The following is a 20302-nucleotide window of genomic DNA, read 5'->3' as shown; positions in this document are numbered from 1 at the left end:
AAACGCTTTCCGTTGCCGGGTTTACAATCCGGGACGGGATTCCTAGGATTCCGCACCACGAGCCGGCGGGCTCGACGGTGTGAGGATCCAGGAGGTTCCGCAATGGCGCGTGCCGGCCGGCGGAGAGCGCAGCGGCTGACGGTCGAGGACCTTCTGCGAAAGGCCCGTGCGCACGCCCGTCCGATCACGGCAGCCGAGCGTCCGGGGGCACGCGCGGAGCCCGGGAAAGCGGACTTCGACTCGGATGAGCACCGCGCGCGCCTCGAACGCCGGGCCCGGGAAGCCGCTCGCGCGCAGCTGCGGGCGAGTGCGCGGATCCGCTGGGCGGCGATCGTGGTCGCGGGACTGGCCATAGTGGTCGGCATCGCCCTGCCGGCGACGATGTCGCGCCCGGCGCCGCGCAACGCGGCGTTGTCGGCGGTGCCGCTCCAGCCCGCGGCCACGCTCGCTTCGAGCGCGAGCGCCGTCCCCGACCGGTCCACCGCGCCCTCGACGGCGACCAGAACATCGACCACGCCGACACCCTCGACGACCAGGCCGAGCGCCGCGCCACCGCCGGTCATCACGACCGCCCGGCACTGCCCGACGAACCAGACAGTGACGCTCAACGACGACTCGGACGGCATCGGCTACCGGGGATCGTGGAACGTCAGCCGCGACCGCGAGTTCGGCGACTTCCACGCCGACGTGCACTACACGAAGACGAACGGCAGCTGGGTCGACTACTCCTTCAGCGGAACCGGCATCGCGCTCTTCAGCGAAACCTTCTCCGACGAGGGCCGGATGGACGTCTACCTGGACGAGGTCTTCCAGCGCACCGTCGACACCACGAGCGACGTCCGCCGCGCCCAGCAAGCCGTGTTCAGCGCCTGCGCCCTGCCGCCGGGACGCCACACCATCCGGGCCGTCAAGCGCAGCGGCACCTACATGCTGGTCGACCGCTTCGACGTCACGCCGTGAACCAGCGATGAACCGATCGGTTTTCGATCCGCCCGAACCGGGTTGACTTCGCAGGATGACCACCGAAGCGAAGCCGAGTTCCCGCGGGCGGGCGTTCCCTGGCGCCGGAATCAGATTCCGCAGGAGGACGCCGACCAGAAGCGGGTTGACCGGTGTGCCACGTGGGTGTGGTCGCTGTGGCCCGGGTAGCCCGGTCCGAGGATCTCGCTGAACCCGTGGTTGCGGGCCTGCAACGCCAATCCGCAGAAGCCCTGCGCGCCCGCCCCCAGGTCGACCGCGTCGCCGTAGAGGTGGCGGCTGGCCGCCGCTCCGCCGACCGCGTTGTTGCACGCCACGCTGCGGAAACCGCCGTTCACCACGATCGGGCGGTCGCCCATCGCGTGGCGCATCGCCTGCAGTTTCCACATCGACACCAGCGCGTTCGCCTTCGCCGTCGCCGGTGGGACGTTGCCGCCCGACCAGTCCGAGTTGCAGCGGTTCAGCTCGGCGTAGGTGAAGTTGACCGGGGTGCAGTCGTCGTCCTGCAGCTGGTAGAGCTTGCCGAACGTCGCCGGCCCGGCGATGCCGTCCGCGCCGAGGCCGTAAGCCTGCTGGAACCGGGTGACCGCCGCCTTCGTCCCCGGCCCGAACTGGCCGTCGATGACCAGGACGCCACCGTATCCCGGGTAACCCGCGACCCGGATCTGCAGCTGCCGGACGTCGTCGCCGGACGCGCCTTGCGCCAGCGTGCGTCCCCAGGTGTAGCAAGCGTCCGTGACGGCCATGGCCGCGACGGGATCGGCGGAAGCGGAAGCGGCAGCCGGAGCGGCCACCGCGGAAGCGATCAAGGCGAGCAGGGGCAGCAGAAGACGAACGCGCATGACAGGAACACCTCTCGAACGGGGAAGGTGAGACCCGCAGCCGGTCTGCGATTCACTGTCCAGCACGGTAGAGCGGTGGCGAGCACCGCACTGTGGGGCGTTCGCACCACAAGCCCGGACTCGGCCGCCGGCCCGGATCGGGAGACGCCCCGCACCGGCAGGTCAGCCGCGAAGATCCGGCGCCAACGTGTCCGGGCCGGTGAGCAGCTGCTCGCCGGCCCGGGCCGGCGCCGGCCACAACCGGATCAGGTAGCTCTCCAGCGCCGGCCGTCCACGGCCGCGGCAGTGCACCCGGAGGCGGTAGGCGGTTTCCGGCGTGGCGATCGTGTGCTGTGGCCCACCGTACGGGTCGGAAATCGCGAGGTGCGGGCTCGTGTCGACGGTGACCGCTCGTTCGACCGCCATCTCCCACCCGTCGCCGGGCGCATCCGCGGGCGGTGCACCGAGGGACTCGAGCTCGACGTCGACCGTGGCCCAGTCCTGTCCGGTGAGGACCGCGATCCAGCCGGCGTCGCCGGTGAGCAGGCCGTGCTCGGAAGGCGGCCAGGACAACCGCCGGACGTGCGGCGGAGCTGGCCGGATTGATGCAGCCGCGACCGCCGAGCCGTTGCTCGCTGTCGCAGCGGCTGTTGACCTCATTGCGCTCCCCGTCGTCGAACACGAGCTGGTTCGGCGCACCGATCGGGGTGACCCGCAGGACCGTGCCGCGGTAGCCGACCAGGAACTCGGTGGCGTCGAGGAACTGAGCCGGCGTGCCGGTGTCCTGGTAGGTGTACGTACGGGTGACGCTCAACCCGTTCTCGAGACGGATGATCTCACTCGCGGGACCGTCGAGCCGTTCGCAGACGAACGGGTCCTTGTCGCACCCGAACGACAGCTGTGCCTGCCGCCCGGCGAGTTCGGTGCCCCAGGCGCTGATCTGCGAGATCGTCGCCTTGTGGGTCCAGTTGAGACTGAACGAGTCCCACGCGATCGCGTCATCGACCGTGAAGTCGACCCGCCCGACCACCCGGCTTACCCCGTTGACCGTCTCGATGACCTCGTAGTTGTTGATCGTCCCGCCGCAGGACAGGAACCGGTCGTAACCCTGGCTGCAGTCCGGATCCGCGGCGACCGTCCTGGTGTCATACGGTTTCCGGGCGACGATCCCGTTCCGGACGGCGCGATCCGCGGGTTGCGCCACCTTCTTCGCCTTCGGCGTCACCGTCGTTTTCATGCACCGCGCCGGCCGCCCCGCCGGATCGGCCGGCCATTCGGCGAGCGCGGCCGACCGCTTCGCCGCCACCAATTCGTGAGCCAGCTTGTTCTTGTCGTTCGTGAAAGCGCCATCTGCAATCGTTCCTGCGCACGATCAGACCTCTCGAACAGACGGATTCAACCCGCCGGCGAGACACCGGAGCAGCCCGTGGAACGGCTGCACTACAGAAGAATTTCGATCCCCCATGACACTCGCGACGACGCCGGCCGGACAATCGGGCCCCGGCACTTCCTTCCGTTTTGGACGCACGCGACGAAGACACTTACCCGTGGCACCAACTGCACGAGTTCTGGCCCCGCGTACTCACCCGGGTTCGCGACGAACTGCCATATCCGCCGCACACCCGCCGGGCCATTGATCGAATCGAAGCAGAACTGTCGGACGGCATTCTCCGACCGTGGCAGACGCCTTTCGAAGGACCGCCCGCCGAGCCGGAACCCTGGCGCGACGACGAGCACCTCGGCCGCGCCTGGTCGGAACTGCCCTTCCTGTACGCGGAGAACTACTTCGCCGGCAAGCTCGTCGCGACTGCCGGCCACCACTCCCTGGCGGGGCATCGACCCGTACGGCCCCGGCAAGGCGGCACTCCTCGCCGGCGAAGCCACCCTCGCGCCGCTGGACGCATTCGACGAACTCACCGGGCTCGACACCCGCGAACGCGGCCACGCGCTGTTGCGCACGTCCCTGGCCGGCTCGGCCGCGGTGCCGCTCGTGATCGACCAGAGCCGCCGGCTGTGGGCGCACTTCGCCGGCATCGCGCCAGGCCGGGTGTGCCTGGTCGCCGACTCGACAGCCGCCGAACTGGTGGGCGACCTCATGCTGATCGACTTCCTCCTCGCCGAGGGCTTCGCCACTCAGGTCGACCTCCACCTGGCACCCCACCCGTGGCGCCCGGCGCAGGCCACCACCGCGGACCTGCTCGCCTGCCTCGGCCGGCTCCCCGACCACCACCACGGCGCAGCTCGTCGACGGCCGGCTCGAGGCCGTCACCCACGCGTACTACCGCTGCCCGGCCGCCTTGCACATCGAGCAGATTCCCGGCGAACTCCGCGAGGCCTTCGCCACCGCCCGCTTGACCATCCTCAAAGGCGACCACAACTACCGGCGTCTCGTGCAAGACCGCCGGTGGCCGCACGAAACCAGCTTCACCGCCTTCACCCGCACCTTCCCGGGTCCGCTGCTCGCGCTTCGCCCCATCCAGACCCCCTTGCTCGTCGGCACCACCGACGACGTGAACCTCGACCTCATGACCACGACGCCGCAAGGCGTGCTCCAGATCGGCCTCTGAGGTGGGCGGAGTTTCCCGTTGTCAGCCCGAGGGAACTGCTGGTCACCCAGCCGGGCGCGCCTGACCGGCGACGAGGCTGCGGGCGGTGTCGGCCACGGTCTCCTCCACCGGGCGAGTGCGCCAACCGAGCACGCTCCGCGCCTTCTCCGTGCGGATGACGGGCACGCGCCCGAGGCGGGCGGCCGCCTCCCGCATGGCCGGGTCGGTCTCCGCGGCGGCCCGCACCTGCTCCGCCGTCAGCTCGGTCACCGTCACGGCGTGACCGCTCGAAGCGAGGATCCGGGCCAGGTCCAGGAAACTGAGCGCCTCGCCGGCCGCGGCCAGGAACCGCTCCCCCGCCGCGGCCGGGTGGGTCATCGCCCGCACGTGCAGGTCGGCGACGTCTCGGACGTCGACCACGCCGAAGTACAGCGGCGGCACCACCGGCATCGCCCCGTCGAGCATCCCCCGCACCAGCGCGACCGACGACGACAAGCGCCCGCCGAGGACCGGGCCGAAGATGCCGGCCGGGTTGATCACCGTCAGCTCCGGGCCGGCGGCGGCCTGGTCCCAGGCCGCGCGCTCGGCGATCACCTTCGACCGGATGTAGGCGCTGTTGGGGTCGGCCGGGTCGGTCCAGTCGGCCTCGGTGTACTCCTCCCGCGGGACCGCGCCGTACCCCACCGCGGCGAACGACGACGTCAGCACGACCCGCCGGACCCCGGCTTCCCGGGCGGCGGCCAGGACGCGGACGGCGCCGTCGCGCGCCGGGCGCATCACCTCGTCGTCGTCCTCGGGGGCGGCGGGCGGGAACGGGGAAGCGACGTGCAGCACGTAGTCCACGCCCTTCGTCGCCGCGGCCCAGCCGTCGTCGGCGCCGAGGTCCGCGGCCACCACTTCCAGGTCGCCGGGTCCGACGGCGGCACGGACGTCCGACGCCCGGTCGAGGTCACGCACGGTGGCGCGGACCCGGTGCCCGTCGGCCAGCAGCCGCACGATGGTGTGACCGCCCAGGTAGCCGGTACCACCGGTGACCAGGACGAGCGCTCGGTCGGTCATATCAGTCCTTTGTGGAGGTTCAGAATCGGTCGATGAGGGCGAGCAGGCGCGGGACGAGCCGCTGCGCCGCGTCGGTGTCGCCGCGGTCGCGGGCGTCCCAGAGCCGTGCCTTCAGGCGCAGGTAGTCCAGCCGCAGCCGCAACCGGTCGATCTCGGCCTCGAGCCGGTCGGCGTGGTGGTCGAACAGCTCGCGCTGCTCGGCGGCGGCCGCGTCCCCGCGGGCGAGGAGGCCGAGGTAGCGGCGCAGGTCCGCCACCCGCAGCCCGGCCGAGCGCAGGCACCCCAGCGAGTCGAGGACGGCCATCGTCTCGGCGTCGTACCGCCGGTGCCCGCTGCCGGGATCCCGCGGCACCGGACCGACCAGGCCGATCTGCTCGTAGTAGCGCAGCGTCGGCTCGCTCAGCCCGCTGCGCCGGGACGCCTCGAGGATGGTCAGCCAGACCTGCTCGCGCGCGGTTCCTGTCGCCATGGGACCAGCATGCGGAACTTCAAGTGCTTGAAGTCAAGCCGCCGGTGAGCCGGCGCAGCTGGCGGTCGATCAGCTCGACGGCCTCCGCCCCGGTCCGGTGCCCGAGCAGGACGGCGTCGGCCAGGCCGGCCGTCAGCGCCAGGAGCAGATCCGCTTCGCCGGCGGCGTCGACGCCGGTCAGGCCGTGCTCGGCCGTCACCAGGGCGGCGAGTGCCTCGCGCAGCTGCTCGTACCCGGCGCGGAACCAGGCCGCGATCTCGTCGTCCTTGAACGCGCGCCAGACGAACGCGTTGGCCACCAGCGCTTCCGTCCGGCGCTCGTCGTCGAGGGGCAGCAGCGCCACCAGGACCGTGCGCAGGTCCAGTGGCGCGTCCGCGGCCGCGACCTGGCGCTCGACCTGGTCGCGCAGCGTCCGGACCGCGTAGCGGAGCATCGCGTCCTTGTTCGGGAAGTAGTGCTGCACCTGCCCTTTCGAGATGCCCGCGGCCGCCGCGACCTGGCCCAGGCTGACGGCCTCGAGGCCCTCGTCCGCGGCGATGCGGCACAGCGTCCGGGCGATCCGCCGCCGGCGCTCCTCGTGATCGACGACTTTCGGCACGCGTCCCCTTTCCGATACGGCCGGCTTGCGAACCGTCCCGCACCCTCTTTACCATCCGATCGTATCGCAAAACCAGGGGGCGCGATGAAGCTGAGCCGGTTCACCTCCGAGCAGGCCGGACGCGAGTACGACGGGGTGTACGAACGCGGGCTCGCCGCGCTGCCCGCACCGGCCGCCCAGCACGACGTCGAGACGTCTTTCGGGACCGCGCGGGTCTACCGGTTCGGCTCGGGGCCCGCGATCCCCACGGTGCTGCTGCCGGGCCGGGCCGGCACCGCCGTCATGTGGGCGCCGAACCTCCCGGCGTGGGCGCGCCGCGGCCCGGTGTACGCGCTCGACCTGATCGGCGAGCCGGGCCGGAGCACGCAAACCGCGCCGATCGGCGACAGCGCCGAACAGGCCGCCTGGCTCACCGAGGTCCTCGACGCGCTCGGCGCCGAGACCGTGCACCTCGTCGGATACTCCTTCGGCGGCTGGCTCGCCGCGAACTACGCCGCTCGTTCGGGCAAGCGGCTCGCGTCGCTGACCCTGATCGACCCGGTCCGCACGTTCGGCGAGCTCCCGGTCTCCCTGCTCTTCCGCACGACCCTCGCGCTCGTGCCCGGACTCAGCCACTGGGGCCGCCCGGCCTTCATCCGGTGGATCTCCGGTGGCGCCGAGGTCGCTCCGGACGACCCGGTCGCCGCGGTCGTCGAGGCGGGCATCCGCGCCTACCGGATCGCTTTGCCCACCCCGGAACTGCTGACCGACGAGCAGCTCCGGTCGATCGGGCTCCCCGTCCTCGCGTTGATCGCCGGCCGCAGCGTGATCCACGACGCCGCCAAGGCGGCCGCTCGCGCACGCGCGCTGTTGCCGGACGCGCGCGTCGAGGTCTGGCCCGAAGCGACCCACGCCATCGCCGGTGAAGCCGCCGACGCCGTCAACGCACGGGTGCTGGCGTTCCTCGCCGAAGCCGAGGCGCGGATGTGAGCCGCAGGTGCGCTCACCGGCCGTAGTCATGGCATCGTGACTCCTCGGTTTCCCGGCGCGACAGGGGTGAATGCGATGCCAGAGCCGTCCGAGCAGGTCCTGCGCTGGGTGACCGACGCGGTGGGCGGTGACGTCCGCGTGGCCGCGATGACCGGCTTGCGCGAGAACGCCGACCCGTGGTTGCTGCGGTTCGAGCCGGCCGGTCGATTCGAAGCGGCCGTCCTGCGGCTCGGCGACCCCACCGATCCCGAACACGGCCGGCGGTTCGCCACCGAGGTGGCGGCCCTGCGAGTCGCCGGGGACCACGAGCTGCCCGCGGCCCGGCTGATCGCCACCGATCTCGACGGCGCCGCGGCGGGCGAGCTGGCGGTGCTGACCACGGTCCTGCCCGGGCACAGCCGGATCCCGGCGGTCGCGTCCACCGAGCGCCTGCGGGGCCTGGGAGCCGTGGCGGCCGCGCTGCAGTCGATCCCGCTGACGCCCGGGCCCGCGCTGCCGCCGCGGACCCGCTCGATAGCGGACGTGGACTTCGCGGCCCAACGCCGGGAAAAGGGCACCACCGCGCTGCTGGCGGCCGCGGAGGAACTCCTGGACCGGCTTCCCGTGCCCGGCGGCCCGGCCGTCTTCGTGCACGGTGACCTGTGGTTCGGGAACACCCTGTGGTCCGGCGACCGCTGCACCGGCCTGGTCGACTGGGACTGCGCCGGCGCCGGATCGCCGGGGATCGATCTCGGCGCGGCGCGCTTCGACGCCGCCCTGATGTTCGGGCCGGCCGCCGCCGAGCACGTGCTGGAAGGCTGGCAGCGGGCTACCGGCCGGCCGGCGGACCACGTCGCCTACTGGGACGTCGTCGCGGCGTCGGGCACCCTGGCCGACATGGCGTTCTGCGTTCCGGCGCTCCACGACCAGGGCCGGCCGGACCTCGACGCCGGCCTGCTCGGGCAACGACGGGACGCCTTCCTCAGCGCCGCGTTGAGCCACCTCGAGAGCCAAGCTGGGCCGCGGCCAGGCACTGCCTGATGTCTTCGAGGTGGTGCGTGACCTCGTGGGCCGCCTGGCGGACCAGCCACCGGGCCGTGCGGTGTTCGCCCGGCAGGCGGATCACGACGCGTGCGCAGTCCGCCGGTTCCAGCCGGTCGATCTCGTCACCGAGCCCGGCGGCGCAGGCCGCGAGCTCGTCGCGCACTGCTTCGAAGGAACGGTCGTTGTAGCGGAACCGCCGGGCGCGCAGGTCGTTGAGCATCGGCTCGAGCAAGGGCCGGTGGACGAGGTACTCCAGCGCCGACCGGCGGCCGGGCGCGGGACGGTGCCGGAGCTCCTGCGGGGACGCGGCCATGGCCGCCACCGCGTCGGGCAGTGACCCGATGATCGCCCGGGCGGCGTCGAGCGTGAGCGCGGGATAGGACAGTCCGCACCCGGCGCAGGTGTGGTCTTCCGCGGCCGGCGGGGGGATGCCGGCGCCCGGCTGCTCGGACATGGCCCCCATGGTTGCCGGACCGCGCGTGGTCCGGCAATCGCCCGCGTATCGTCTCGGCGATGACACGAGTGCTGGTCATCGGGCTCGACCCCGCCAAGCTGACCGGCTGGGACCCCGAACCGGTCCAGGCCGCGATCGCCCGCGGCCGGGCCCGGTTCGACGATCACGGCATCGCGGCCGACTACTGCCTGGTCTCCCCCGACGAGCGTCCCGAAGAGGCCGTCGTGGAGGCGTTGACCGGCGACACCTACGCCTGCGTGGTGATCGGTGGCGGCATCCGCACCCACGAGCCCCTGCTGGAGCTGTTCGAGCGGGTCGTCAACCTGGTCCGCCGGCACGCCCCCGACGCGGCCATCGCGTTCGGCGGCAGCCCCGAGGACTGCGCCGACGCGGCGGTGCGCTGGCTGCGGTGACGGGTCAGGAGCCGGCCAGGGGTTGGCTGAACCGGATGCTGTTGCCGAACGGGTCGCGCAGGCCGCAGTCGATCCCGTACGGGCGCTCGGTCGGCTCGTCGGTGAACTCGACGCCCTTGGCCAGCAGCGTCTCGTAGGTCTTGCGGCAGTCGTCGCTGGCGAAGAACAGCGAGCCGCCCATCGCGCCCTTCGTCAGCAGGTCGCGGACCTGGTCCGCGGTGGCCTCGTCCATCCGGGGCGGGCCGGGCTTCTCCAGCAGGATCTCGCGGTCCGGCTGACCAGGCACGTTGATGGTCAGCCACCGCATGAAGCCCAGGTCGGCGTCGGTGTGGACCTCCAGGCCGAGCTTGCCGACGTAGAAGTCGAGCGCCTCGTCCTGGTCGAGCACGAAGATCTGGGAGATCGTGATTGCGTTGAGCATGGCGGCGACGGTAGTGCAGGAGAGCGCCGGGACGCTTATCCGAAACGATCAGCTCCGCGGCCGCATCCACGCCATGGCGAAGCAGGTCGGCACGTCCGCCAGCGGTCCGCGCCGCCGGTAGGCCGTGGGCGACTCGCCGACGATGTCCCGGAAGGTCCGGCTGAACGTCCCGAGGCTGGTGAAGCCGACCTCCACGCAGATGTCGGTGACGCTCCGGTCGCCCGAGCGCAGCAGGAACATGGCCCGCTCCACCCGGCGGCGTTGCAGGTAGCGGTGCGGGGTCTCGCCGAAGGTGGCCCGGAAGGTCCGGCTGAAGTGCGGCACCGAGACGTGCGCGACCCGCGCCAGCGCGGCCACGTCCAGCGGCTTGGCGTAGTCGCGGTCCATGGTGTCGCGGGCACGCAGCATGCGACGGTTGGTCTCCTCCCCGGCACGGCTCACCTCCGCATCACACCACGAGCGTCGGTGACAACGTCGGTGGTGTCACGGCGCCGATCACGGGTACCCGGCCGAGGACCGACGAGGAGAGTGGGGTCCGATGCCGACCGAATACGCGCCGGTGACCGGCGAGCAGGTCGAAACCCGGGTGCTGGACGTCGAAGACGATCTGGCCGAACTGTCCTGGGTCCGCCGGTGGGCCCGCTCCGCGCTGAGCGATCTGTCCGAAGCGGACCTGACCGACACGATCATGGTGCTGGACGAACTGGTGTCGAACGCGCTCCGGCACGGGACCCCGCCCCGGCAGGTCCGGCTGCTGCGCCGGGCGGGTTGGCTGCGCATCGAAGTCGACGACTCGTGCCGCGACCCGGCGTGCCCGCGCCCGCCTTCGGAAACCGGCGGGCGGGGCCTCGCGCTGGTCGAGCACTGCACCATCGCCTGGGGGCAGGACCAGCGGCCGGCCGGGAAAACGGTCTGGGCCGAGATCGTCCCGGCCGTCCGGAGCTGAGCACCGGCGCGAAACCGCTCAGCGGCGCGTGGTCCGGACGTCGTCCATGCAGGTCGAGCTGACCGTGAGGTCGCGGTACGGATATCCTTCGCGCTCCAGCAGTTCCATCGCCCGCAGTTCGGCTTCCTCGTGCGCCCGCTGCTCGGCGCCTTCGCCCGCGGTGACGTCGATCCGGACGCGGAAGCCGAACCCGCCCAGGTGCCGGCTGTACGTCAGCTTTCCCGTTTCACCGAACGACAAGCCGGCCAGGTCGACGCCGCCGCCTGGAACATCGGCAACTCGCCGCGCCGCGACGAAATCATGACCGCCCTGTTCGACCCGGCCGGCGGCGTGGGCCCGGCATGCCGAGGTCCTCGGGGCAGAACGTGCCCGGCCGGCCGTGCTGACCGGCGGCCTCACCGACGAAGTCGCGCCGGAGCCTGGCCAACCGGGCCGGAATGAACCAGGATCCCTCGGGTGCCCGACTTCAGAGGTTTCACCCTGATCGCCCGAATCGGCCTGACCTGCTACGCCTTCGTGCACCTGGTCGTCGCGTGGCTGGCGGCGCAGGTGGCCCTCGGCGACAACGAGAAGGCCGACAAGGCCGGCGCGTTGCAGATCGTCGCCGCCGGCGGCGGAGCGTGGCTGCTCTGGCTGATCGCCGCCGGCACCGGGCTGCTCGCGCTGTGGCAGCTCACCGAGGCGATCACCGGCCACCGGCACGCCGCGCCCCGCCGCCGGTGGGTGCGGCGGGCGACCAGCGGGGTCGAAGTCGTCCTGTACGGCCTCGTCGCCTACAGCGCCGCAAAGATCGCGACCGGCGGCTCCGGCAAAGCGGGATCGGTGGTGGCCACGGTCCTGGCCCAGCCCTGGGGAGCCGCCGCGGTGATCGCGGCCGGCGGCGGCGTGATCGTGGTCGCGGCCTTCCTCGCCCACCGCGGGATCAAGAAGAAGTTCGTCCACGACCTCGACCTCGACGGGGCGTCCCGGACGGTCCGGCGGTCGACGGAACGGCTGGGCCAGGTGGGCTGGTGCGCCATGGCGGTCACCTACGGCACGGTCGGCGCGATGTTCATCGTCGCCGCCGTCGACTACGACCCCGCCAAGGCCGGCGGCCTCGACCCCGCGCTCAAGACGCTCGCCCTCCAGCCCTACGGACAAGCACTGCTGCTGGCGCTGGCCGCCGGCATCGCCGTCTTCGGTGTGTTCGCGTTGCTCGAAAGCCGGTACCGCAAGATCTGAGGGTCGGCCGTACTTTCAGGACAAGTGCGCCGACAGCAGCCAGGCGGGTGCCGACTTGCGGCCGTTGCCCTCGTCCCGGACATCGCTGCCGGCGAAGCCCGCGAAGTCCGGGAAGTTTTCGGGGACGTTGGCGTGGATGCGGGCCGGCCGGATGTCGTCGATCGTCCAGTACGCGCCCACCACCTCCCGCAGTTCCGCCGCCGAGACCGGGTTGACCTTGCCCGAGGGCACGGTGGCGCTGTCGAACACCAGCACGAAGTAGGACGCGCCGGGCGACGCGGCGCGCACGATCGATTCCTGGTACCCCCGGCGCAGCTCGACCGGGATCGAATGGAACAAGGTGCTGTCGACGACGGTGCCGAAACGGCCGTCGTAGCCGGTGAACGTGCTGATGTCGGCGACCGCGAAGCCGGCGTTGCCCAAGCCGCGGCGGGCGGCGTCCGCACGCGCGAGCGCGATCGCGGTCGGGGACTGGTCCAGACCGACGGTCGTGAAACCCCGCTCGGCGAGGTGGAGCGCCGTCGCGCCTTCACCACAGCCGGCGTCGAGGACGTCGCCGTGGAACGCGCCCGCGTCGATGAGCGCGGCGATCTCGGGTTGCGGTTCGCCGATGCTCCACGGCGGCCGGAAGCCCGGCCCCAGCTCGGGAGCCTGGCCACGGTAGGCGGATTCGAACAACGCGTCGCTCGGTGAGCTCGTCATGCACCCCAGGGTGTCAACCAGGTTGATATATGTCAACATGGTTGACATGGAAGGCCTCCGGGACGAGCCGCTCGGCTACCTGCTGCACCGGGTCACCGCGGCCTTGCGCGCCGAGGTGGCCGCGACCGTGCTGGGACCGGCGGAGCTGGCGGCGCCCGAATACCTCTGCCTGCGGATGCTGTCGCAGTCGCCGAAGTCCAACGCCCAGCTGGCCCGCGAAGCCCAGGTGTCACCCCAGGCGATGAACAAGGTGGTGCGCGAACTGCAGGATCGCGGTCTGGTGACGCGACCCGCCACGGTGTCGTCCGGGAGGTCGTTGCCGGCGACCTTGACGCGCGAGGGCGCGACCCTGCTCGCGCGCCTCGACCCCGCGGTGGCCGAGGCCGAGGACCGGGTCCTGGCCAAGCTCGGCGAACGGGATCGGCGCGAGCTCCGGAGGCTCCTCGTCGTCGCCGGTCAGGTGGTGCCCCGGCGGCCGGAACACCACCCCTGACGGTCAAACGGGGGAAGGCACGGCGTCCACGGTCTCCGGCTCGGCCGGGTTCTCCGCACCGGCGTCGGCGTCGGCCTCGCCGCCGAACCGGTCACGCAGTTCCTCGACGGCGTCGACGATCCGGCCCAGCTGGTCCAGCACCGCCCGGTGGGTGGCCCGGATGGCGGCGGCTTCCTCCTCCGCACGGGAAATGACGAGCTGGGCGTCCCGCTGCGCGATGCGGTCGGTCTCCGCGGCCGCGCTTTCCGCCTCGGCGACGGTTTTTTCCGCAGCCGCCAGCAGCGCCTCACTCTCCTTTCGAGCCTGCTCCTTGATTTCCGCGGCCTCGGATTTCGCGACCTGGAGGATCTTTTCGATCCGCTTGCCCAGCCCCGCGGCACCGTCCGGTTCCGGCGCCCGCGGGGCGGGCACCTGCGCCTTGGCCAGCCGGCGCTCCGCGACCCGCCGTGCCTTCTCGTGCCGATCCACCCGTTTCTCCGCGACCCGCACGTATTCGTCCACCTGCCGGCGGTCGTAACCCCGCAGGACGATCGGGAACCGGACGTCGGACTCCGGCGCTGCTTCGGGTTCGGAAACCGTGTTCTCCATCCCCCGAGTGTCGGCAAGTTCCGGATGACCGGCAATTCGGCGAAAAAGGCTGCACCGGGCCGCATTCACCCGATGGTCACGTTTTGTTTCCCGCTCTCCTGGCGGGGCTCGGCGTGGGACGCCGGCTCACCACCCGATCCGGCTACCCACGCGCCCCGGCCGGCGGGGTTTCCGCCGTGGCGACCAGGACGGCGCGGCCGAGGATGTGCGAAGACATCGTGAAGCCGAGGAAGGCCGGGGTCGCGTCCGCGGGGACGTCGAGGGTCTCGACGTCGAGGGCGTGCACCACGACGAAGTAGCGGTGCGGGCCGTGCCCGGCCGGCGGGGCGGCGCCGATGAAGCGGGCCGCCCGGGCGTCGTTGGGGAGCTGGACCGCGCCCTCGGGCAAGCCGGAGCCGGTGTCGTCGCCGGCACCCTCGGGGAGTTCGGTGACGCCGGCGGGAATGCCGGCGACCGCCCAGTGCCAGAACCCGGAGCCGGTGGGGGCATCGGGGTCGTAGACGGTGACGGCGTAGCTCTTGGTGCCGTCCGGGGCGCCGTGCCAGGCCAGGTGCGGGGAGGTGTCCTTTCCGCCGGGGACGCCGAAGAGCCCCGAGAACTGCTCGGGCGGCAGGGTGCCGCCGTCGGTGAGGGTGGTGCTGGTGACGGTGAAGCGCGCCGCCTCGGGGAGGCGGGCGAAGGGGTCGTTGACGCTCAAGGCGTTCCTTTCGAGCCGTGCTGCGGGGAGTGAGCGGCGGATCGCGCCGTCATAAGATCGACGATACCAGAGATAATCGATTATCACCCGGATCGTCTATGCTTACTGCGTGCCTCGGACCACTTCCCCCGCCGACGCGGCGAGCCCGCGAATGCTCTCCGAGCGGGTCTACGCCCACGTGCGCGGCGCGATCATGCGCGGTGACTACGCCCCCGGCGACGCGCTGAAACCCCAGGACCTCGCCCAGGAACAGGGCGTGAGCCTGGCCGTCGTGCGCGAGGCGCTCGTGCGCGTGGTCGGGGACGGCCTCGCCGACCGCCTGCCCAACCGCGGCTTCGCCGTCCCGGCCTTTTCCGACCGGCGCTGGCAGGAGCTCGCGGAAGCCCGCCGGACCGTCGAACCGGTCGTGCTGCGCATGTCCGTCGAGCGCGGCGACGTCGGCTGGGAGGCCGCGGTGCGGGCCGCCCACCACCGGCTGGCCCGCACCCCCGCGTTCGTCCCCGAGGACGGCGAGTACTACAGCGAAGCCTGGTCGGAAGCCCACCGGGTCTTCCACCGCACACTGCTGGAAGGCTGCGGGAACCCCGTGCTGCTGGAGACGTTCGACCGGCTGTGGGCCGCGAGCGAGCTGGCTCGCCGCTGGTCGGCCCACCGCGGGCCCCGCCGCGACCACGCCGCCGAGCACCGCGGGCTCGAGGAGGCGGCCCTGACCCGGGACGCCGACGCCGCGGCCGAGCGACTGGTCCGGCACCTCACCCTGACCGCGACCGGGCTGACCGAACCCGCGCCCGGGAGCTGAGCCGCCGGCCGCGGTGACCCGCCCGGCACCCGGATCAGACGGCCAGGAGGACGCGGCCGAACGGGCCGTCCTCGGCGAGGTGGCGTTGCGCCTGCGCGGCCTGCTCCAGCGGGAACACGCGGTCGACCAGGGGCGTGATCTCCTTGCGGGCCACCAGGTCGAGCAGCCGCGTGTTCGCCGCGTTGATCCGGTCCGGGGTGAACAGGGCGAACCGGAAGCCGTGGATGTGGGCGTTCTTCCAGATGAGGTCGGTGACGTCGATCTCGGTGCGGGTGCTCGCCGCGTACCCGATGCTGACCAGGGTGCCGTCCACCGCCAGCGCGCCCAGTGCCGCACCGGTCACGGAGCCGCCGACGCCGTCGAGGACCACGTCGACGCCTTTGCCACCGGTCAGCCGGTGCACGCCGGCGCGCAGGGACTCGGTCGACAGGTCGATCACCTCGAACCCGAGCGCGCGGCCGCGTTCGGCCTTCGCGGTACTGGTGGCCGTGGTGATCGCCACGCCGGCGCCGAGCACCCGGGCGACGTCCACGCCGCCCTGCCCGACCCCGCCCCCGACGCCGGGGGCGAGGACGGACTGCCCGGGCCGGAACCCGGCAAGCTCGGTGAGCGCCAGGTACGCGGTGAGGTGGCCGGTCGCCGCGGTGAGGGCGGCCGCGGCGGTGTCGTCGACGCCGTCCGGCACGGCCACGACGTGCTGCGGGTCGACGGCGACGTATTCGGCCCACGCGCCGTCGGCGCCCACGCCGTACCGGCCGCCGCTGAGGATGACGCGGGTGCCGGCGGGCAGCCCGCTCGCGCCGGGCTCGGCGAGGACGCCGACGCCGAACCCGCCGGGCCGGATCGGCAGCGGCTTGACGGCCGCGGCGGGGAGCTTGCCGCAGCGGACGGTCTCCTCCAGCGGGTTCACCCCCGCGAAGGTGAGCTTCACGAGCGCCTGGCCGCCGGCGGGGACCGGGACGGGGACATCGACGGTCCGGAGGACGTCGTAGCCGCCGAACTCGTCGTACTGGATCGCGCGCATGGTGTTCCCTCTTCGTCGCAATAGACGTTACTCAGTTGGTTCTTTCGGCACGCTGCCGCTCGCGGTAGGCGCGCAGGTTGGCGGGGTTGCCGCAGACGCGCACGTCGTGCCAGGTGCCGCTGTTGTTGCGCGAGCGGTCGAAGAAGGCGGCTTCGCACCGGTGGTTGCGGCAGGCCTTGAGCCGGCGCCACGTGTCGGCGGCCTGCGCCTCCGAGATCGCGATCAGGGCGAGCGAAGCCAGGGCCCGCCAGCCGGTGCCGCGCGGTTCCGGCCGGACCCGGCCGTCCGGACCGAGGCGCAGCACCACCCCGGCTTGGTGTTCCGGCGCGAGCCCGTCCGCGCGGGCGACGTGGGCGTGCAGATCGACGCGGAGGTCGCGGAGCGGGTCGAGGTCGTCTTCGCCGAGGGTCACGGCGGGCACGACCTGTCCGGTCTCCTCGGCCCAGGCCGTCAGGGCTCCGTCGGCCCAGTCCTGCGCCGACGCGACGTCGGCGAGCAGGTCGGGCTGCCGGGGGCGGCCGGCGGACCGCGTGTTGAGGAGGTCGTGGACGAACCCCAGGCCACCCGGGGCCGGAGGGAGGTCGTAGCGCGCGGTCGCGAGCCAGGTCATGAAATAAGCATGACCTGTTTGGCTATTTCGCGCGTTGCTTTGTGGGTCAGGTCACCTCGGGCCGGTCCGCGGTGATGTGTGCACCCCAGGCAGGCCGGCTACGCGGACCACTGCGCGAGCTTCGTTTCGCTTGCCGGCCGGACGATCCGGGGCAAGTGGACCAGGTGGCGGCGCGGGTGGGGCACCCGCGCCGCCACGGGGGACCTACGACGAGAACGACCAGAGCTGGCAGGTGTTGTTCAGCCACATCCACAGCTGCGCCTTCGTGCCGTTGGCGGTGCCGCAGTTCTGGTCGTCGAGGACCATGCCGCTGTTCTCCACCACCAGCTCGTAGCGGCCGTTGCCGGCGGGGATCACCGCCCACTGCTGGCACTTGTTGCCGAGCGGCTGCCACAGGTTCGTGGCCGTGCCGAGCGCCAGGCCGCAGTTGACCGCGTCGAGCACCGTGCCCGAGTTGACGTTCGTGATGGTCCACTTGTTGGCACCGACGTTGGTGAAGCGCCACTGCTGGCAGGCGTTGTTCAGGTTCTGCCACAGCTGGACCGCGGTTCCGTTGGCGGTGCCGCAGTCGGCCGCGTCGAGCACCTTGCCGGCCGCCAGGTTCGTCAAGCGGTAGCTCGCGCCGTCGACCGGGAACGTGACGCTCTTGGCGTAGCCCACCGAGACGATGTTCGCCTGCACCGAGTTCTCCGTGGCGTCGGACGGGTAGCCCGACGTCATCACGCCTTCGAAGAACGAGCCGACCGAACCGTTGCTGTTGTCGCCGCCGATGCCGAGGATGATGGCGCCCTGCTTGGTCATCGGCTGGTAGCCGCCCTGCGTCGGCAGGGATCCGTTCCACCGGGTCGCGAGGCCGCCGGACTGGGCGTTGCCGTCCTTGATCGCGTACGTCGAGGTGCCGTTGTTCTTGGTCACCGCGGTGACGAACGCGCTGCCGCGGCCGGTGTTCGCGGTGTTCGAGCCGTTCCCGCCGGCGAACAGGCCGTTCTCCAGGTCGGCCATCACCTTCGGGGCCGAGCCGCTGCACGGCGAGAACCAGCACAGGGTGCCGAAGTAGATGGCGTCCATGTCACCGTTGCCGGTGTCGTTGTTGCTGGTTTCGGCGTTGCCGTAGTCGAAGCAGCAGCGGTCGTTGAAGTGCGTGCCCTCGGTGACCATGTACATGCCCTCGGGGGCGCTGCCGGTGGCGATGCCGTTCGTGTTGTTGTTGCGGTAGCCGTTGCCGGCCGAAATGTAGACGCCGTACACCTTGTGGCCGCCCGCGGTCACCGGCAGGGCCGCGGCGTTCGCGCCCTGGTCGGCGGTCGGGTTGGCGCCGCCGCCGGGCGCGATGGTCAGGTCGTTGTGGCGCGAGGTCTGGTCGTAGATCCGCACGATCGTGCAGTACGTGCCGGAGCAGAACGAGTCCTGCGTCGCGGCGTTCGCATAGCCCCCGGCGCTGAGGACGCCGATGTTGGCGGTGGCGCCGTCGGACCACCGGCGCACCTGGTAGAGGGACCCGCCGTAGGAGCCGAACAGCGCGCGAGTGGTGCTGTGCGCGGCGACGCAGGGAGTGCCGCCGGAAGCGTAGATGTCGCACGGCCCGGTGCCGGCGGCGGTGGCCGTGCCCGTCGTGACGGTCAGCGCCGCGCCGGTGAGCAGAACGGCGGCTCCGACCGCGAACACCTTTCGCCAGCGGTTGCGGAGAACCCGGAAACCCATTGCTGTCTCCTTTCGTGTGCCTGAGAAAACCACCACGACGGCCATTGCCGCCGGCACCCCGAAAACCGCCGGAAACCGCGGAATGCCGACCGGAAAGAGCGGAGGGCGACTAGCCGGGAGCCACGTTCGCGTGAGCGTTCATGCGCCGCCTCCTTGCGAGCAGAACTCGACGTGCCGCCGGTCGTGCCCCGGGTCGAGACCACCGGAAGCACTCACAGCACGATAACGGCCACAGCCAGCACCGACAAGGACTTCTTGTTATCGCTAACAGCCCATGTTCAGGCGATGAGTCCGGCGATCTTGGCTGAACATCCCCGTAGAACTGGGTGAACGCGTGACCAACCCCGGCTATGTCGACAGCCGGATCACAGCTGAATGTTCACGTTAACACAACGCCGCCGCCGACGGTGCCGGGCGAGCACCGGACCCCTCCGGAAGACCGATGGACGAACCGGCCTACCGCGCAATGGCCGCACCCCCTCCGTCCTCCGGCGGGACGCATCGCGCCGCGGTCGGCACGCTCGGCCTCTCGGCGTTAGCGTCGGCTGACACTGAACGATCGCGGGACAAGGAGGTCACCGTGGCCGGAAAGTTCGAGGTCTACCAAGACAAGGCCGGCAAGTACCGCTTCCGCCTCAAAGCCGGCAATGGCGAAGTCGTCGCCACCGGTGAAGCCTACGAAAGCAAATCAAGCGCCCGGGCCGGCTGTGAAGCCGTGCAAAGAGCCGCCGCGGGAGCGTCGATCGTCGAAACGGATTCCTGATTCCGCGGTCGCCGAAACTCCGGGGATCGGCGTGGTCGCCGATCCCCGGAGCTCGGCCGGCACCTCTCAGGTCACCTTGATGACGACCTTGCCCGCGGCATGACCGCTCTCGACGGCGGCGAGCGCGGCCGGCGCGTCGGACAGGGGATGGACCGCCGTGATCACCGGGGCGAGGACTCCGTCCACCGCCAGTTGCGCGGCGCGCTCCAGGTTCGCCCGGTCGAGACGCCGCTCGACGAACCGGCCGCCGAGGTCGGTCACGGACTGGTCGCCGACCGCGATGACGTTGCGAGGCTCGCGCGCCAACGGGGCGACCGTCCGCAGCGAGGAGCCGCCGACCAGGTCGACGATCCCGTCGAAACCGCCGGGCACGCGGGCCGCGGCGACGACGTCCTCGGCGGTGTAGTCGATGAACCGCACCCCGGCCGCTTCGGCCTGCTCCCGCTTGGCGGCGCTGCCGGTGCCGAGCACCCGCAGCCCACGCGCGGCGGCCAGCCGGGCGACCGCCAGGCCGACCCCGCCACCGACGCCGTTCACGAGGATCGTGGCGCCGGCCGGGAGGCCGAGCTGGTCGAGCGCGTCCACCGCGGTCGTTCCCGCGATCGGCAGCGTCGCCGCCACGGTGGCGGACAGGCCCGCCGGGATGCGCGCGGTGTTCGGCGCCGAGAGCACCGTCGTCTCGGCGTAGGTGCCGCCGCCGGTCAGCGCGAAGCCGAAGACCGCGTCGCCCACCTCGAGCCCGTCGACGTCCTCCCCCGGCGCGAGCACGGTGCCCGCGGCCTCCATGCCGAGCACGAGGGGGAACGGACGCCCGCCGTCGAGCCCGGGGACCAGCCCTGCGCGCAGCAGGTGGTCGAGGGGGTTCACGCCGGCGACGTCGACCCGGATCAGCACCTCACCGGGGCCGGGGACGGGATCGGGACGTTCGAAGAACTCCTGCACCTCGGGCCCGCCGTGCCTGCCGAAACCCCATGCCTGTCCCATTTTCCGCTGCCTTCCGGGTGACC

The 20302-nt window shown here is 71.8% G+C and carries 26 protein-coding genes and 1 pseudogene; 11 read left to right on the top strand and 16 right to left on the bottom strand.

The genetic code is table 11. The annotated features are described in order from the left end of the window. Window positions 1-102: 102 nt before the first annotated feature. Entirely contained in the window at window positions 103-960 is an 858-nt protein-coding gene (locus ACERZO_RS02940; protein WP_372661230.1) for a hypothetical protein, read from the top strand. Window positions 961-1070: 110 nt separating this feature from the next. On the opposite strand, the gene ACERZO_RS02935 is transcribed toward ACERZO_RS02940, so the two are convergent. Together ACERZO_RS02935 and ACERZO_RS02930 are read right to left on the bottom strand one after the other, a co-directional pair. After that, complete coding sequence (locus ACERZO_RS02935) at window positions 1071-1820, bottom strand: D-Ala-D-Ala carboxypeptidase family metallohydrolase (RefSeq protein WP_372661228.1); 750 nt, start codon at window positions 1818-1820, stop codon at window positions 1071-1073. A gap of 162 nt (window positions 1821-1982) precedes the next feature. Then, window positions 1983-2372, bottom strand: coding sequence for a hypothetical protein (locus ACERZO_RS02930; RefSeq protein ID WP_372661225.1), 390 nt, complete (start codon window positions 2370-2372; stop codon window positions 1983-1985). On the opposite strand from ACERZO_RS02930, the pseudogene ACERZO_RS02925 reads away from it, so the two are divergent. Further along, window positions 2290-4017 (top strand): annotated as a pseudogene (locus ACERZO_RS02925) (ARMT1-like domain-containing protein); the annotation flags it as partial. The gene ACERZO_RS02930 and the pseudogene ACERZO_RS02925 overlap by 83 nt on opposite strands. A 79-nt stretch (window positions 4018-4096) precedes the next feature. Continuing rightward, the gene (locus ACERZO_RS02920; RefSeq protein WP_372661222.1) at window positions 4097-4366 is read left to right on the top strand and encodes an ARMT1-like domain-containing protein; all 270 of its coding nucleotides are present in this window, start codon (window positions 4097-4099) and stop codon (window positions 4364-4366) included. A 42-nt stretch (window positions 4367-4408) separates the two neighbouring features. On the opposite strand, the gene ACERZO_RS02915 is transcribed toward ACERZO_RS02920, so the two are convergent. Genes ACERZO_RS02915 through ACERZO_RS02905 form a run of 3 tightly spaced genes read right to left on the bottom strand, consistent with a single transcriptional unit; the run spans window position 4409 to window position 6471 of the window. After that, complete coding sequence (locus ACERZO_RS02915) at window positions 4409-5404, bottom strand: SDR family oxidoreductase (protein WP_372661219.1); 996 nt, start codon at window positions 5402-5404, stop codon at window positions 4409-4411. Window positions 5405-5423: 19 nt separating this feature from the next. Beyond that, window positions 5424-5873, bottom strand: a complete 450-nt coding sequence (locus tag ACERZO_RS02910) for a MerR family transcriptional regulator (RefSeq protein ID WP_372661216.1) — start codon at window positions 5871-5873, stop codon at window positions 5424-5426. Between the two features lie 19 nt (window positions 5874-5892). Next, on the bottom strand, window positions 5893-6471 hold the full coding sequence (locus ACERZO_RS02905) for a TetR/AcrR family transcriptional regulator (RefSeq protein ID WP_372661213.1): 579 nt from the start codon (window positions 6469-6471) through the stop codon (window positions 5893-5895). Between the two features lie 84 nt (window positions 6472-6555). Between ACERZO_RS02905 and ACERZO_RS02900 the strand changes: the two genes are divergently transcribed. Both ACERZO_RS02900 and ACERZO_RS02895 read left to right on the top strand, forming a co-directional pair. Further along, window positions 6556-7440: an alpha/beta fold hydrolase gene (locus ACERZO_RS02900; RefSeq protein WP_372661210.1), complete on the top strand. Its 885-nt coding sequence runs from the start codon at window positions 6556-6558 to the stop codon at window positions 7438-7440. A gap of 75 nt (window positions 7441-7515) precedes the next feature. Continuing rightward, the gene (locus ACERZO_RS02895) at window positions 7516-8460 is read left to right on the top strand and encodes an aminoglycoside phosphotransferase family protein (protein ID WP_372661208.1); all 945 of its coding nucleotides are present in this window, start codon (window positions 7516-7518) and stop codon (window positions 8458-8460) included. On the opposite strand, the gene ACERZO_RS02890 is transcribed toward ACERZO_RS02895, so the two are convergent. Continuing rightward, window positions 8402-8917, bottom strand: coding sequence for a DinB family protein (locus ACERZO_RS02890; protein WP_372661205.1), 516 nt, complete (start codon window positions 8915-8917; stop codon window positions 8402-8404). The two genes, ACERZO_RS02895 and ACERZO_RS02890, sit on opposite strands and share 59 nt — an antisense overlap. A gap of 59 nt (window positions 8918-8976) precedes the next feature. Here ACERZO_RS02890 and ACERZO_RS02885 point away from each other — a divergent pair, with 59 nt between their 5' ends. After that, window positions 8977-9330, top strand: coding sequence for a hypothetical protein (locus tag ACERZO_RS02885; protein WP_372661202.1), 354 nt, complete (start codon window positions 8977-8979; stop codon window positions 9328-9330). A 4-nt stretch (window positions 9331-9334) separates the two neighbouring features. Here the strand turns inward: ACERZO_RS02885 and ACERZO_RS02880 are convergent, their stop codons facing one another. Together ACERZO_RS02880 and ACERZO_RS02875 are read right to left on the bottom strand one after the other, a co-directional pair. Continuing rightward, the gene (locus tag ACERZO_RS02880; protein ID WP_372661199.1) at window positions 9335-9751 is read right to left on the bottom strand and encodes a VOC family protein; all 417 of its coding nucleotides are present in this window, start codon (window positions 9749-9751) and stop codon (window positions 9335-9337) included. Window positions 9752-9799: 48 nt separating this feature from the next. Then, window positions 9800-10159, bottom strand: coding sequence for a helix-turn-helix domain-containing protein (locus ACERZO_RS02875; protein ID WP_372662899.1), 360 nt, complete (start codon window positions 10157-10159; stop codon window positions 9800-9802). Between the two features lie 130 nt (window positions 10160-10289). On the opposite strand from ACERZO_RS02875, the gene ACERZO_RS02870 reads away from it, so the two are divergent. Further along, a complete protein-coding gene (locus tag ACERZO_RS02870) occupies window positions 10290-10697 on the top strand; it encodes an ATP-binding protein (RefSeq protein ID WP_372661196.1) in 408 nt (135 codons plus the stop codon). Between the two features lie 18 nt (window positions 10698-10715). On the opposite strand, the gene ACERZO_RS02865 is transcribed toward ACERZO_RS02870, so the two are convergent. Continuing rightward, window positions 10716-10937, bottom strand: coding sequence for a DUF6204 family protein (locus tag ACERZO_RS02865; RefSeq protein WP_372661193.1), 222 nt, complete (start codon window positions 10935-10937; stop codon window positions 10716-10718). 216 nt (window positions 10938-11153) lie between these two features. Here ACERZO_RS02865 and ACERZO_RS02860 point away from each other — a divergent pair, with 216 nt between their 5' ends. Next, a complete protein-coding gene (locus ACERZO_RS02860) occupies window positions 11154-11918 on the top strand; it encodes a DUF1206 domain-containing protein (RefSeq protein ID WP_372661190.1) in 765 nt (254 codons plus the stop codon). Between the two features lie 15 nt (window positions 11919-11933). Here ACERZO_RS02860 and ACERZO_RS02855 read toward each other — a convergent pair whose 3' ends face one another. Beyond that, complete coding sequence (locus ACERZO_RS02855; RefSeq protein WP_372661187.1) at window positions 11934-12620, bottom strand: class I SAM-dependent methyltransferase; 687 nt, start codon at window positions 12618-12620, stop codon at window positions 11934-11936. 46 nt (window positions 12621-12666) lie between these two features. On the opposite strand from ACERZO_RS02855, the gene ACERZO_RS02850 reads away from it, so the two are divergent. Further along, window positions 12667-13113 carry a MarR family transcriptional regulator gene (locus ACERZO_RS02850; RefSeq protein ID WP_372661184.1) on the top strand — a complete coding sequence of 149 codons (447 nt, stop codon included), beginning with the start codon at window positions 12667-12669 and terminating at the stop codon, window positions 13111-13113. Window positions 13114-13116: 3 nt separating this feature from the next. Here ACERZO_RS02850 and ACERZO_RS02845 read toward each other — a convergent pair whose 3' ends face one another. Together ACERZO_RS02845 and ACERZO_RS02840 are read right to left on the bottom strand one after the other, a co-directional pair. After that, complete coding sequence (locus tag ACERZO_RS02845) at window positions 13117-13701, bottom strand: DivIVA domain-containing protein (protein ID WP_372661181.1); 585 nt, start codon at window positions 13699-13701, stop codon at window positions 13117-13119. 142 nt (window positions 13702-13843) lie between these two features. Continuing rightward, the gene (locus ACERZO_RS02840; RefSeq protein WP_372661178.1) at window positions 13844-14398 is read right to left on the bottom strand and encodes a YbhB/YbcL family Raf kinase inhibitor-like protein; all 555 of its coding nucleotides are present in this window, start codon (window positions 14396-14398) and stop codon (window positions 13844-13846) included. A gap of 151 nt (window positions 14399-14549) precedes the next feature. Between ACERZO_RS02840 and ACERZO_RS02835 the strand changes: the two genes are divergently transcribed. Further along, window positions 14550-15197, top strand: coding sequence for a GntR family transcriptional regulator (locus ACERZO_RS02835; protein ID WP_372662896.1), 648 nt, complete (start codon window positions 14550-14552; stop codon window positions 15195-15197). A 34-nt stretch (window positions 15198-15231) separates the two neighbouring features. Here the strand turns inward: ACERZO_RS02835 and ACERZO_RS02830 are convergent, their stop codons facing one another. The 3 genes from ACERZO_RS02830 to ACERZO_RS02820 all read right to left on the bottom strand — a co-directional run bounded on the left by ACERZO_RS02830 (window position 15232) and on the right by ACERZO_RS02820 (window position 18532). Then, a complete protein-coding gene (locus ACERZO_RS02830) occupies window positions 15232-16221 on the bottom strand; it encodes a quinone oxidoreductase family protein (RefSeq protein ID WP_372661175.1) in 990 nt (329 codons plus the stop codon). Between the two features lie 31 nt (window positions 16222-16252). After that, a complete protein-coding gene (locus tag ACERZO_RS02825; RefSeq protein WP_372661172.1) occupies window positions 16253-16831 on the bottom strand; it encodes a CGNR zinc finger domain-containing protein in 579 nt (192 codons plus the stop codon). A 204-nt stretch (window positions 16832-17035) separates the two neighbouring features. Then, window positions 17036-18532 (bottom strand): arabinofuranosidase catalytic domain-containing protein, encoded by a 1497-nt coding sequence (locus ACERZO_RS02820; protein ID WP_372661169.1) that lies wholly within the window; start codon window positions 18530-18532, stop codon window positions 17036-17038. 442 nt (window positions 18533-18974) lie between these two features. On the opposite strand from ACERZO_RS02820, the gene ACERZO_RS02815 reads away from it, so the two are divergent. Next, the gene (locus ACERZO_RS02815) at window positions 18975-19295 is read left to right on the top strand and encodes a YegP family protein (RefSeq protein ID WP_372661166.1); all 321 of its coding nucleotides are present in this window, start codon (window positions 18975-18977) and stop codon (window positions 19293-19295) included. A gap of 66 nt (window positions 19296-19361) precedes the next feature. On the opposite strand, the gene ACERZO_RS02810 is transcribed toward ACERZO_RS02815, so the two are convergent. After that, window positions 19362-20279 carry an NADP-dependent oxidoreductase gene (locus ACERZO_RS02810; RefSeq protein ID WP_372661163.1) on the bottom strand — a complete coding sequence of 306 codons (918 nt, stop codon included), beginning with the start codon at window positions 20277-20279 and terminating at the stop codon, window positions 19362-19364. Between the last annotated feature and the right edge of the window lie 23 nt (window positions 20280-20302).

Origin of the sequence: Amycolatopsis kentuckyensis (genome assembly GCF_041679295.1) — a bacterium.
Classification (GTDB): domain Bacteria; phylum Actinomycetota; class Actinomycetes; order Mycobacteriales; family Pseudonocardiaceae; genus Amycolatopsis; species Amycolatopsis kentuckyensis_A.
Note: the sequence above shows the minus strand (reverse complement) of the source record. Positions and strands in the feature narration are given on the sequence as shown.